The sequence below is a fragment of the Maribacter sp. ACAM166 genome, from assembly GCF_005771495.1.
GTDB lineage: Bacteria > Bacteroidota > Bacteroidia > Flavobacteriales > Flavobacteriaceae > Maribacter.
In genome coordinates, this window is sequence record NZ_VAUW01000038.1 from 25,313 (window position 1) to 38,371 (window position 13,059).

Annotated in this window: 15 protein-coding genes; 9 read left to right on the forward strand and 6 right to left on the reverse strand. The window is 36.4% G+C overall.

Going from position 1 to position 13,059, the window contains the following annotated elements; all coding sequences use genetic code 11:
• Positions 1-65 precede the first annotated feature (65 nt).
• Both alr and ES765_RS17975 read right to left on the reverse strand, forming a co-directional pair.
• Entirely contained in the window at positions 66-1,175 is a 1,110-nt protein-coding gene (alr, locus tag ES765_RS17970) for an alanine racemase (protein WP_138115730.1), read from the reverse strand.
• Complete coding sequence (locus ES765_RS17975) at positions 1,168-1,812, reverse strand: thymidine kinase (RefSeq protein ID WP_138115731.1); 645 nt, start codon at positions 1,810-1,812, stop codon at positions 1,168-1,170. The genes alr and ES765_RS17975 overlap by 8 nt, the downstream gene beginning before the upstream one ends.
• 105 nt (positions 1,813-1,917) lie before the next feature.
• On the opposite strand from ES765_RS17975, the gene ES765_RS17980 reads away from it, so the two are divergent.
• The 4 genes from ES765_RS17980 (at position 1,918) to ES765_RS17995 (ending at position 4,452) form a co-directional block, all read left to right on the forward strand.
• The gene (locus ES765_RS17980) at positions 1,918-2,607 is read left to right on the forward strand and encodes a hypothetical protein (protein ID WP_138115732.1); all 690 of its coding nucleotides are present in this window, start codon (positions 1,918-1,920) and stop codon (positions 2,605-2,607) included.
• 60 nt (positions 2,608-2,667) lie between these two features.
• Positions 2,668-3,339 carry a 16S rRNA (cytidine(1402)-2'-O)-methyltransferase gene (rsmI, locus tag ES765_RS17985; protein ID WP_138115733.1) on the forward strand — a complete coding sequence of 224 codons (672 nt, stop codon included), beginning with the start codon at positions 2,668-2,670 and terminating at the stop codon, positions 3,337-3,339.
• Positions 3,340-3,344: 5 nt separating this feature from the next.
• Complete coding sequence (locus ES765_RS17990; RefSeq protein ID WP_138115734.1) at positions 3,345-3,683, forward strand: HopJ type III effector protein; 339 nt, start codon at positions 3,345-3,347, stop codon at positions 3,681-3,683.
• Between the two features lie 193 nt (positions 3,684-3,876).
• A complete protein-coding gene (locus tag ES765_RS17995; RefSeq protein ID WP_138115735.1) occupies positions 3,877-4,452 on the forward strand; it encodes a uracil-DNA glycosylase family protein in 576 nt (191 codons plus the stop codon).
• 253 nt (positions 4,453-4,705) lie between these two features.
• Here the strand turns inward: ES765_RS17995 and ES765_RS18000 are convergent, their stop codons facing one another.
• Positions 4,706-5,308 carry a carboxymuconolactone decarboxylase family protein gene (locus tag ES765_RS18000; RefSeq protein WP_138115736.1) on the reverse strand — a complete coding sequence of 201 codons (603 nt, stop codon included), beginning with the start codon at positions 5,306-5,308 and terminating at the stop codon, positions 4,706-4,708.
• 125 nt (positions 5,309-5,433) lie between these two features.
• Here ES765_RS18000 and ES765_RS18005 point away from each other — a divergent pair, with 125 nt between their 5' ends.
• From ES765_RS18005 to ES765_RS18020, 5 genes are all read left to right on the forward strand, one after another.
• A complete protein-coding gene (locus tag ES765_RS18005; RefSeq protein WP_138115737.1) occupies positions 5,434-5,862 on the forward strand; it encodes an OsmC family protein in 429 nt (142 codons plus the stop codon).
• A gap of 122 nt (positions 5,863-5,984) precedes the next feature.
• Complete coding sequence (recJ, locus tag ES765_RS18010; RefSeq protein ID WP_138115738.1) at positions 5,985-7,673, forward strand: single-stranded-DNA-specific exonuclease RecJ; 1,689 nt, start codon at positions 5,985-5,987, stop codon at positions 7,671-7,673.
• The gene (locus ES765_RS18015; RefSeq protein ID WP_138115739.1) at positions 7,670-8,056 is read left to right on the forward strand and encodes a VOC family protein; all 387 of its coding nucleotides are present in this window, start codon (positions 7,670-7,672) and stop codon (positions 8,054-8,056) included. The genes recJ and ES765_RS18015 overlap by 4 nt, the downstream gene beginning before the upstream one ends.
• 61 nt (positions 8,057-8,117) lie before the next feature.
• A complete protein-coding gene (locus ES765_RS21870) occupies positions 8,118-8,267 on the forward strand; it encodes a hypothetical protein (RefSeq protein WP_171017358.1) in 150 nt (49 codons plus the stop codon).
• A 321-nt stretch (positions 8,268-8,588) separates the two neighbouring features.
• The gene (locus tag ES765_RS18020; protein WP_138115740.1) at positions 8,589-9,851 is read left to right on the forward strand and encodes an MFS transporter; all 1,263 of its coding nucleotides are present in this window, start codon (positions 8,589-8,591) and stop codon (positions 9,849-9,851) included.
• A gap of 662 nt (positions 9,852-10,513) precedes the next feature.
• Here the strand turns inward: ES765_RS18020 and ES765_RS18025 are convergent.
• From ES765_RS18025 to ES765_RS18035, 3 genes are all read right to left on the reverse strand, one after another.
• Complete coding sequence (locus ES765_RS18025) at positions 10,514-11,278, reverse strand: UDP-2,3-diacylglucosamine diphosphatase (RefSeq protein WP_171017359.1); 765 nt, start codon at positions 11,276-11,278, stop codon at positions 10,514-10,516.
• A gap of 94 nt (positions 11,279-11,372) precedes the next feature.
• Positions 11,373-12,350, reverse strand: coding sequence for an endonuclease/exonuclease/phosphatase (locus tag ES765_RS18030; protein WP_138115741.1), 978 nt, complete (start codon positions 12,348-12,350; stop codon positions 11,373-11,375).
• A gap of 83 nt (positions 12,351-12,433) precedes the next feature.
• A complete protein-coding gene (locus ES765_RS18035; protein ID WP_138115742.1) occupies positions 12,434-12,883 on the reverse strand; it encodes a 6-pyruvoyl trahydropterin synthase family protein in 450 nt (149 codons plus the stop codon).
• Positions 12,884-13,059 lie beyond the last annotated feature (176 nt).

Sequence of the window (13,059 nt, forward strand, 5' to 3'; positions counted from 1 at the left end):
ATTAATGGTTAGTATTAATACGCACTAATTTACTAAAAATAATTAACTCTTAATAAAACGTTAAATTAATTGTTTATGACCACACGTTTTATGCGCTGGGAGAGTCCTGTAATTAATTCGTAAGATATGGTCTGAGCCGTTTGCGAAAAATCATTAGCAGGTAAACCCTTTCCGAAAATAATGACTTCATCGCCTTCAGAGCACTCAATTTCCGAAACGTCAATCATGATCATATCCATACATACATTACCAATTATTGGTGCTAATTGACCATTGACAAGAACACACGTTTTACCTTGCCCATACTGTCTGCCAATTCCGTCTGCATGACCCACAGGTAAAGTGGCGGTGATTGTTTCTGAATTTGATTTGTATTTACGGTTGTACCCCACAGATTCCCCTGAAGGAATACTGTGTTTCTGTGCAATTATGGTTTTTAATGTTGCGACGGGACTTAATTCCATATCTACATCAGGGTGGTTCCCATAACCATAAAGTCCTATACCACTGCGTACCATTTGGAATTGTGCCTGGGGGTAATTTAGGATTCCTGAGGTGTTAAGAACATGTTTAAAAGGTTTGCTTTTAAAAGTAGCATCCACTTGTTGACAAATAAAATCAAAACGCTTAAGTTGCAACTTTGTAAATTCAGTTTCATTTACATCTTCGGTAGCGGCTAAGTGAGATAAAATTGCAATCACTTTTACTATATCTTGATTATGTATCAATTTTGTGATTTCAGGTAATTCTTCGGCAGAAAAACCCAATCTATTCAGTCCAGTATTGAATTTCAAATGAATAGGATAATCTTTGGCATCCATTTCTTGGGCGGTCAATATAAAATCGGATAAAATAGAATTGGAGTAAATGCTGGGCTCTAGAGTATGTTCTATTAAAACTTTAAAATGAACCTTTTGTGGATGAAGCACCAAAATAGGCTTTGTAATGCCTGCATTTCTGAGAGAAATACCTTCACTTACATAGGCGACGGCAAAATAATCAACCCCTATATGCTGCAAGCATAATGCAATTTCTTGAGCATCACTACCGTAACCATAGGCTTTGACTACAGCCATGAATTTGGTTTCAGGTTTTATTCTGGAGCGCAAATACTGGTAATTATTTATTAACGCTTTCAAGTCGATTTCTAAAATCGTTTCCTCTGCTTTAGCCATCTTCATTCTTTTTGACAGCTTTTATTTCCTCAGATTTCACTTCCAATGTTTTTATATTTTCGTTAAGCCTCGCCTTGTAATATGCTGCACGGCTCAATGGTTCATACTCACCTGTTTCACCCAACATAACCAATTTATCGCTGTTCGACTTTCTGAAACTATAATTGGCCAAGTTGCCGGTACGGGTACATATGGCGTGTACTTTAGTGACATATTCTGCTGTAGCCATTAACGCGGGCATTGGGCCAAACGGGTTTCCTTTAAAATCCATATCAAGGCCTGCAACGATAACCCGTACACCTTTGTTCGCCAAATCATTGCAAACAGTAACTATTTCATCATCAAAGAATTGAGCTTCATCTATGCCAATTACATCACATGTATCTGCAAGAATACGAATGTTCGCAGAAGCAGGCACAGGTGTAGAACGTATTTCATTAGCATCATGGGAAACTACCATTTCATCACCATAACGCGTGTCTACCATAGGCTTAAAGATTTCAACTTTTAATTTGGCAAACTGGGCACGTTTTAGTCTTCGAATCAATTCTTCTGTCTTTCCAGAAAACATAGACCCAGCAATGACTTCGATCCACCCGAATTGTTCTTTATGATTAACTGTGTTTTCAAGAAACATTTTGTAATTTTAGACGAAAATAAGGGGTTTATCGTTTTTTATATAAATGATGATAAAGTTATTAAAAAAAGCCGCCTTCTAGGTCTTGACATTAAAAATTGTGAGATGAAAAATAAGTTGAAACAGGAGTTGAGAAAGTTGTCTACAGAAATTCTAACTGCAGAGAACCTAGATGATATAGCTGGTCTGTACGAAGTTTCCAAGAAGCTTTTTGAAAAATTGGCAGTATTAAAGTTTATTGAGGTAGAACTGAACGATATGGAAATTGACGTTTCTAAAAATGCTATTGCAGCAAAGTTCGAGGAAATGGCCAATGCGGTGCTGCGTGCCAATCAATCGGTGCCTGAAAGCAATCCACACGATGAAGATATCATGATTCCTGGAATGGATACTATTAAGGGTATGATTTCTGAAATGCCCAATAATGAAGAGTTAGAGGATGTTTTGGCTGAGTTCATGGCCAAACCGAACTTCATGAAGAATGATAAGGAACTGTTTATGCCTTCAAAAGAAGATTTAAAGAAGAACGAACCATTGGCTACATCTTTAAATGATCGTTTAGGAAAAAAAAATGTGAAGGTAGACCTCAATGACCGTTTGGCCTTTGTTAAGCATTTGTTCAATAATAATATGGAAGATTATAATCGAGTGTTATCTCAATTAAATACGATTGATTCTGAAGAGCGTTCTATCTCTTTCATTAAAAATATGGTAAAACCAGACTATAATAATTGGGAAGGTAAGGAGCCATTTGAAGCGCGATTTATAGAGTTGGTTGCCCGTAGGTTCTCATAGTAATAAAAACACGTACATCACATACCCAGCACTTGTGTTGGGTTTTTTACTTTAAAACGAATGGGAAAGCTTTATTTAGTTCCGACACCGATAGGAAATTTAGAAGATATGACCTTAAGGGCAATCCGTATTCTTAAGGAGGTCGACTTGATTCTAGCAGAAGATACACGAACCAGTGGCAAACTATTGCAGCATTTCGAAATTGGCACCCCTATGAAAAGTCATCATATGCATAATGAGCATAATATGGTTGATTATTTAATAGGACGTTTAAAAAACAATGAAAATATCGCATTAATTTCAGATGCTGGTACACCTGCGATTTCAGATCCCGGCTTTTTATTGACTCGTGCCTGTGTAGAAAATGATATTGAGGTAGATTGTCTGCCTGGTGCTACGGCGTTTGTGCCTGCGTTGGTCAATAGTGGTTTGCCAAATGATAAGTTTGTCTTTGAAGGGTTTTTACCGGTTAAAAAAGGAAGACAAACCCGATTGAAATTATTGGCGGAAGAGCCAAGAACCACAATATTCTATGAATCTCCCCATAAGCTAGTGAGAACGTTAACTAGTTTTGTTGAGTATTTTGGCGCAGATAGACCTATTTCTGTTTCTAGGGAATTGACCAAATTATATGAGGAAACTGTTCGTGGAACAGCAGAAGAAGTTTTAATACATTTTTCGGAAAAACCACCTAAGGGTGAAATTGTAATTATTGTTGGAGGCAAAAAGTAAATACGATGACAATAGAACAGTTCAATAAAAAATTAAAAACTAATCCCACGGATATTTCTTTCTCTGAAACCATGGCAGTAATTGAATCTAAGTACACCTTTATACCTGTGGCTTTTTCAAATGGTGATGTAAGGAATGAGGCGGGACAAAATTCTGGTTCTTGTAAATTGTTTGCCTTTGCTAAAAAAAATGGGTTAACAAAAGAAGAAGCCTTGGCTTGTTTTGGTGCTTATTATTTTGACGAAGTGTTGCAAGAACCTCAAGGTACCGGACATCAAAATATTAGGAACTTTATGAAAACCGGATTTGAAGGTCTGATCTTTGATGGTGATGCGTTAAAGTAACCAAGCTTATACTAACGTAGTTTGGGCTGTTTTAGGTTTAGTTAAGGTAATATTGATGAGTTTATTGATAGTTTGGTTATTGAAATAGGATGTAGTTTATCGTTATCGCGAGGCACGAACCAATCTGTGATTTCGCAACCAAGGTTAAGCAGATTACTTCGCTTTGCTCGTAATGGTCAATTTGAATAACAAAATGCAAAATTTATTATCTGAAATAAGAAGTTGTGAGGTTTGTAAAGCCTATCTACCATTAGAGCCACGACCCATAATTTCAGGTTCAATAAAGTCAAAGATAATATTGGTCAGTCAGGCACCTGGTAGAAAAGCTCATGTGGAAAATAAAGCTTGGGATGACCTTAGTGGTAGAAAATTAAGAGAGTGGTTGGGCGTTACTGAAGAGGTGTTCTATAATCCTGATAATTTTGCGGTTTTGCCCATGGGATTCTGTTATCCAGGCAAAGGAAAAACAGGCGACCTACCTCCAAGAAAAGAATGTGCGCCGCTATGGCATTCAAAAGTATGGGAAGAATTTGATAATGTAAAGTTGATTCTTTTGATTGGTAAATATGCCCAAGACCAATATCTGGGAAAACAATCCAAAAAGAACCTTACCGAGAATGTGTTAAACTACACAGATTTTCTTCCAAAGTATATACCATTACCACATCCTTCCCCCGTAAATCATTTTTGGCGAGGAAAAAATCCTTGGTTTGAGGAAGAGGTTGTAGGGGAGTTGCAGGTATTGATGTCTAAAATTTTAAAAGAGTAAAATGTAATTTCGGGGCACGAAGCAATCTAATACCTTGTAACAGATACTAAATAGTTTGCTTCGCACCTCGGAGGATAAAATTATAACTATTAAAACGAACAAGCTTTAGTTCGAAACAGTAGATAAAAATGTCTATTAACGAAGTAAATTTAGAGGTCACTTCGAGTGAATTTTCGAGGTACGAGAAAATTAGTATCGAGAAGCACTCGGATTAAAAATGTTTCCGAATTACTTAATTTCTAAAAACCAACAACTAATAAACAGACCCATCATGCTTCCCTTTTTTCCAGCCATGTTTTCCTAGGTATTCGTCTGCACTATCAACGGCTCCGGTTTCAATCGATGTTCCCATAGAGTCGTTCCATCGGTTGAGGTATCCAAAGAGAGAAATTACCCCTAGTATTTCAACAATTTCTCCTTCGTTCCAGTAGTTATAAAGTCGTTCTTTTATTTCAGCATCAACACCGTTAGGTACTTGAGAAGCTTGTAAAGAGAAATCTAAGGCGGCACGTTCCGCATCAGAAAATGCAGCATGTGTTCTGTACTCCCAAATATTATCTAATTGCTCTTGTTCTGCACCGTAACGTTCAGCAGCACGGATGGCGTGAGCCTGACAATATCGGCATCCAGTGGCATTACTGCTTACCCATGCTATCATTCTTTTTAGGGATGAAGTAACGCGACCTTCATTGGCCATAACTGCTTTGTTGAGGTTGATAAAAGCTTTTGAAATAGCAGGTCTGTGCTGCATAGTCAATACAGAATTTGGACAAAAACCAAGAGTTTCATTAAAGAAAGCTGCCAGTTCTTTGGTTTCTTTATCATGATTTGGGTCAAGTGGAGTTACTAAGGCCATAGTTGTTTTTTAAGGGTTTTATTAGTTTATTATTAATCTAGCTACTGGTTGTAATGATTGCTTTGATGCTGAAAATGACAACCTAGATTAGTGTATTTTTGTACCCTTACAAGAAACAAAAAATTATGAGTACAACAAATCATATTACCACCAAATGGTTGGGCAACATGGCCTTTGAAAGCAATAATCCATCCGGACATTCACTAAAAATAGATGTCGCCAAAGAAGATGGCGGAGATGGAAGTGGGTATAGACCAAAGGCACTAATGCTTTCTGGTCTTGCAGGGTGTTCTGGTTTGGATGTTGCCGCAATGTTTAAGAAAATGAAACTAGAAGTGTCCAATTTTCACATTGAAACCATAGCCAACCTTACAGATGAACATCCTAAGTATTATGATAAAGTGACTATCGAATATCATTTTCACGGTACTGATCTAAATGAGAAAAAGCTTCAGAGAGCAGTTGATTTATCTGTAGACAAATACTGCGGTGTACTAGAAATGTTCAGAAAGTTTGCCGAATTGGATATTAAAACGGTGTTTCATAACGAATAATACGTCTTTGCGAGGCACGAAGCAATCTATTTGCTTTGTGTTCCTATTCTTGATCTGGCTTCGTGCCTCGTAATGATGAAGTAAAAACTGTCAACTGCCACTGTGAACTGAATACTTAAACAATGCGCTGGACCATTAAACCTAAACCCAAACAAGAGGATATTAACATTCTTGCCAATGCACTGCAGGTAGATGATTTAGTGGCGCAACTACTACTGCAAAGGGATATTAAAACGTTTGAACAAGCCAAAAAATTCTTTAGACCACAGCTAAGTGATCTTCATGATCCTTTTTTAATGAAGGATATGGATATTGCCGTAAAGAGAATTGAGGAAGCCATAGGTAATGGTGAAAATATCTTGGTATTTGGCGATTATGATGTGGACGGAACAACTGCGGTTGCTTTGGTTTCTTCCTATTTACTAAGGTACTATGCCAATGTTGCAACGTATATTCCGGATCGCTATGATGAAGGGTATGGGGTTTCATATAAGGGAATCGACTTTGCCGAGGATAACGGATTTTCCTTAATCATTGCATTAGATTGTGGTATTAAGGCAATTGAGAAGGTTACGTATGCGAAGGAAAAGAAAATCGATTTTATCATTTGTGACCATCATAGACCGGGTAAAATATTACCAGATGCAGTAGCGATTTTAGATGCAAAACGTGATGATTGCTCGTATCCGTTCGATGAATTATGTGGATGTGGAGTTGGTTTTAAGTTAATACAGGCCTTAGGTTCTCACCGAGGAGAAACAATTGATGACTTAATATATTACCTTGATTTAGTGGCTACTGCGATTGGAGCTGACATTGTGCCGATAACTGGAGAGAATAGAATACTGGCTTATTATGGCCTGCAGGTTATCAATCAGCAGCCTAGAGTTGGATTTAGAGCGATTATAGATCAGTTAAATAAAAAAGAGCTGACCATTACCGATGTAGTGTTCATTATTGCACCACGTATTAATGCAGCTGGTAGAATGAAACACGGTCAGTATGCGGTAAATCTATTGACGGAAACAAACCTGAATCAGGCGGTGAAATTCGCCTCTGAAATAGAAATATTTAATACGGATAGAAAAGGTCTTGATAAAGAAATTACGCAAGAGGCTTTATTGCAGATTCAAGAAAATGACGAGGAAGAAGGATTTACGTCAGTTGTGTATAAAGATTCATGGCATAAAGGCGTCATTGGTATAGTAGCCTCAAGATTAATCGAAACCTATTATAGACCTACTTTGGTGTTTACTAAAAGTGGCGATAAATTGGCAGCTTCGGCGCGGTCCGTTAAAGGATTTGATGTGTATAATGCTTTGGAAGGATGCTCCGATTACATTGAACAATTTGGCGGACATAAATATGCTGCAGGGTTAACCTTATTGGAAGAGCAATATCAAAATTTCAAGCATCAGTTTGAAAAAGTAGTTAAAGAGACTATAGAACCACAATTGCTCACCCCAGAGATAACGATCGATACCGTCATAACACTACAGGATGTTACGCCTAAATTAATGCGGATATTGAAACAATTCGCTCCATTTGGGCCTGGTAATATGTCACCTGTATTTATGGCCCAAAACGTTCATGATACTGGTTATGCCAAAGGGGTAGGAGCCGATGCAGCTCATTTAAAGATTTCTGTAGTACAGCAAGACAGTTTTAAAATTGATGGAATCGGATTTAATATGGGCGATAGACTATCTAGGGTAACGAGTAGAAAACCATTTAATGTAGTTTTTTCAATAGATGAAAATGAATGGCAAGGAACTATTAGTCTACAATTGAAACTTAAGGATATCAAATGAGAATAGAGCATATTGCCATCTGGGTGAACAATTTAGAAGTGATGCGTTCCTTTTACGAAACCTATTTTATGGCGGTATCGGGGGAGAAATACTTCAACCCCAACAAGAATTTTTCATCTTATTTTTTGAGTTTTACAGAAGGGGCAAGATTGGAGTTAATGCATACCCCAATAATCAATACTACTTCTAATTCAGAAACTATACCTACAGGCTTTGTACATTTAGCCATCTCGGTAGGTACGAAAGAAAAGGTAGATGCATTGACAGAACAGTTAAGAACTGATGCATACACGATTGCCGGTGAACCAAGAACAACGGGAGATGGATATTACGAAAGTGTCATTTTAGATCCCGAAGGGAATCGGATAGAAGTGACTCTATAACTTCACTATTTGTAATAAGTCTAAATAAATTAATATATTTATATTAAATATGTAGACACTTATGAATGATATAATTCCAATTTATCAAAATGAGTTGGGTATCGCCTTTCAATGGAAACCTGATAAACCCACTGCAACAAATAAGATTTCATTAATTTTTAGGGATATAGGTTTACTACTAACGAATTACACTATTTTTCTAAATGTATAAAAGAAACCATACAGAGTGGCAAGGGGCATTTATGTGAAGATTGTAAAGTAAAAGGGAGCTGTAGGTCATTATTATTAAACTCACCAGCGCATCAAATAACCTTTTTTGTAAGTTTCCTTGAAGTATTAGAAATTGAAGATTTGATAAAGGGTACCTTATTTAAATTACAACTAGATTCTTTTTTTGATGATATGGGTATTGATTAGTAGCTGCAAAGAATACGGTTTATTTGAAACTATCTAAAACCAATAATTAGTTTCGCAATCCTGAATTGACACATCATTTATTAAATATCTTTGAATATTATTTAGTGATTGTGCTATGAGTGTGAATGACCCCTATGCTGCCTTAAGATTTAAGGAATTCAATATTTTTCTTTTGGTTCGTTTTGCCATGGTTTTTGCATGGTCAATGCAGTTTATTGTTATAGAATGGCAAGTATATTCTATGACAAAAGACCCATTATCTTTAGGTATCATCGGATTGATGGAAGTCATACCGGCAGTTGGCATGGCACTCTTTGCGGGTCATATCGTCGATCAAAAAGAGAAACGAAACCTGTTGGTAAAATGTATACTTGGTTTCTCGGTGATAAGCTTTGGATTATTCATTTTAAGTTTACCAACTATATTAGGAGTTTATGATACTAAAGTCATACTATACGGAATTTACGCCCTAGTTTTTTTAGGAGGCCTTGTACGTGCCTTTTTAGGTCCAACAATTTTCTCATTGATTGCTTTGATTGTCCCTAAAAAAATATACCCTAATGCGGCTACGTGGAGTAGCTCTACATGGCAAATGGCTTCGGTGCTGGGCCCAGCTTTAGCGGGGTTTTCTATAAGTTTTATCGGTGTACATTGGTCTATGTGTGTCATATTCGGATTTTCATTAGTGGCTTTATCTGCTCTTTTTCGTATTTCGAGAAAGCCAATTCTTAATCCCAAAATAGGGGAGCCTGTTTTTGAAAGTTTAAAGGAAGGGTTGAATTTTGTTTTTCGAACAAGATCGGTATTGGGTGCCTTAACACTAGATATGATTGCGGTTTTGTTTGGTGGGGCAGTAGCCTTATTACCAATTTTTGCCCAAGATATTCTACATGTAGGTTCCGAAGGATTTGGTGTTTTAAGGGCAGCACCAGCAGTTGGCGCTGCTATTACTATGTTAGGTTCTACTCGGTTTCCATTACATAAAAATGCAGGTAAGAAATTGTTATTCGCAGTATTTGGGTTTGGTATCTGCATGATTGTTTTTGGATTATCAACCTATTTTTGGTTATCGGTGATCGCACTGTTTTTAAGTGGCGCTGTAGATGGAGTGTCAATGATTATAAGACAAACGATTTTACAATTAAAAACTCCGGATAATATGCGTGGACGAGTGGCTTCTGTAAATTCGATGTTCGTAGGTTCTTCAAATGAACTAGGAGCCTTCGAGAGTGGTGTAACTGCAAAATTCATGGGCACAGTGACAGCAGTTGTTTTCGGAGGAACAATGACCTTGTTAACTGTTGGTCTTACCGCAATTGTTTCCCCTGGTTTTCGAAAATTAGATTTGCAGAAAGATGTTGAAGAACACGAGAATTAAGGATATATATTATTAATTTTAGATGTATTGCATAAAAAAGCCCCTACCAGGGGGCTTTTTTTATTGTAGGTAATGCTTAAGATTTGGGTCATTAAGCCAGAGTACTTGTAAGTAAATTGAAGATTTGGGAATCAACATTTAAACGTAACAACACCTTAAAGATATATTGAAAGTCTGGTTTTTTAAAACTATTGTTGTGAAGCTTATAAAATATGTTGTAAGAAAAGGATTACTGTATGTTTGAAAAATATTAGATAAGGAATCATTCCTTTATTTTATTTTTGTCTAGCGAAATGTGAAGTAATTTAGTTATTTGTGAGGTCTAATTAAAAGTTTAATCAATATCCTAAATTTTTAAGGATAGTTCGGCTACAGCCACTTTTTTTTATAGATATAATTATTTAAGGCAGCAGAAAAGCCCCAAAATTAGGGGCTTCTATGGCATGTAGGTAGCATTTAAGATTTGGGTCGTTAAGTAGGTAAACTTGTAAGGTTATGCGAAGATTTGGGGTCAACACTTGAACTTAATAACAGTGTAAAGATATAGCGTAGGTCTAGTATTTTAAAAATTTTGTTGTGAACCCTTTAGAAATTGTTGTAAGAAAAGGATTACTCATGGTTTGCAAGAACATTAGTGTAATTAAATCGTATGTAGATATGATTTAGGAGAACCTTTTCAAGGTAAGTTGTCCTCCATCAAATTCGGCGTATGTGTAATAATTAACCCAATCACCTAAATTGGTGTATTTTGAATTTTCTTTCAATTCTATCTCTAAAGGAAGATGTCTGTGACCAAAAATGAAATGGTCATAATGTTGTTGTTCTAGCTTTTTATGAGCGTATTGCACAAGCCATTCTTTATCATCTCCTAAATACTTGGCATCGTCGTCACCTGAAATTAATTTATTTTTCACGGAGAAATACTGCGCCAAACGCACCCCAATGTCTGGGTGTAGCCATCTAAAGAACCATTTAGCGACAGGGTTGGTAAATACTTTTTTCATTCGTTTATACCCTTTGTCATGTGGTCCTAATCCGTCTCCATGGCCAATAAAAAATGATATTCCGTTGATTAGATATTGCTGAGGTTTGTGGTAAACAGGAATATTTAATTCCTCCTCAAAATAGCCGTTCATCCATAAGTCATGGTTACCTACAAAATAGTAAAGAGAAATACCTGAATCAGAAAGCTCTGCTAATTTACCCAGGGTTCTTGTAAATCCTTTCGGGATTACAGTTTTATATTCGAACCAAAAGTCGAATAGGTCGCCCATAAGAAAAATCGCGCCAGCATCTGACTTGATGGAATCTAACCACCTAACGAATTTTAACTCCCTATGCCTACTTTCTTTCATAGTAGGTGCACCCAGGTGATTATCGCTAGCAAAATATACTTTTTTTCCTTTCGGAAGTTCAATGTCCGTCATTAGGATGTAAATATATAAAAACTGTTTTGCGTACGAAGATGGTATATAGGTCTAAATGTGAGATAGTATTTATTAGAGTCTAAAATTAACTGGCCTATTCCTTTTCACTTAGAACAATTTTAATGGGAAGATGGTCACTATATCCATTTTTATTAAACCGTGATGAATTGGGTCTACCAAACTTTACGGGTTTTTTATACGCACCAGAAGTAAGTTCAGGGTAATCAACAATTGATACAGAACTCATTTTAAATGGAAGTGAAGTATTTTCTGATAGAATACTTTTTGAGACCATAAATTGGTCGAGAATATTAAATTTGTTGCCAAATACAAAAGTGCCTAATTGGGAATCTAAAAACCGATGCATAGGGTTGTAAAAGTACTTCAATCGTACTCTATTACTTTTTACCAAGGCTCTGTTATTAATGGCTAAAAGGTACTCTGATATAGATTTGTTATTCGGATTGTCATTAAAATCTCCCATTAATAAAATGGAAGCATCTTTGCCCTGTTCATCATAGATTCGCTCTATCCAATACGAAAGGTTTTCGGCAACCATTATTCTAAAAGGTTCACTAGAAAGTTCGCCTCCCGATCTAGAGGGCCAATGGTTAAGCACACAGATTAGTTTGTTGCCATTTGCGGTGTTTATATGAACTTGGAATAAATCTCTCGTTGAATTTCGTTTTATGATCCGTAGGCTAAAGGTTATCTGTTCAGGGCCATATTTAGTTGTGTCATATATAAGGGCGGTATCAATACCGCGCTTATCATCTCCTTCTGAGATTACAAAAGCGTAATTCTTGTTAAGAGACGAATTCATTGTTGTAATCAAAAGTTCTATAACATATTCATTCTCGACCTCACAGACCCCTAAAATATCCGGACCTTCATTAGTATTGAATTTTGAAATAATCGAGGTAAGGTTTGCAATTTTATTATCTAGAATAGTTGCGTCCCATCCGCTAAGTTCAGAGCCTAAATGGTTGTTTAAAAATACGCTTCTTCTTGGCGAATTTTCAATATCAAACAAGTTTTCAAGATTCCACCAATAAATATGATGTTTTACCATGTTATTGTGTATTAAGGTGTTACCCTTAAAATAATACAATATTTATGGATGAAAGGATTATTTTCGGTTAAATTTAGCAGAAATCAATTATCACTAGCATACCATTCGGCGAACGAGGTATCCGTTTCTTGTAGTTTCAAGGAGAACAAGGAGATGTTTTTTGGAATTCTAGCCTTTATTTTAGCAGCAAAATCGATAACCATATTTTCACTTGTAGGTTGATAATCTGCCAATATTACATTGTGGCCACGGTCGGTCAATTCTTTTGCCAACTCAACGTGAGGTGTGTTTTTATTGAAGACCGTAGCATGGTCAAATTTGTCGACAATATCCTCTTTTACGATTTTCTTAAGATCACCGAAATCTATGACCATCCCCAATTTTACATGTGATGTATCTATGATAGGCCTACCGATAACAGTGACGGATAGCTTATAACTATGTCCGTGTACGTTTCTGCATTTTCCGTCATAGCCATAAAGTGCATGACCTGTTTCGAAATTAAACTGTTTGGTAATACGTATGTTGCCCATAGAATTCAATTGAAAGGCAAAGGTAGCGAATCTTTGAAAGGATTTAGAGACCTGAGTTCGATTAAAACATAACTAGTTGATTTGTTTTAACGGTTTGATATTTGATGCTAGGTTTCTTGGGCAAGAAGCTATATGCAATAAGGCCTGAGATAATATTCACCAAGAAATTACCAAAG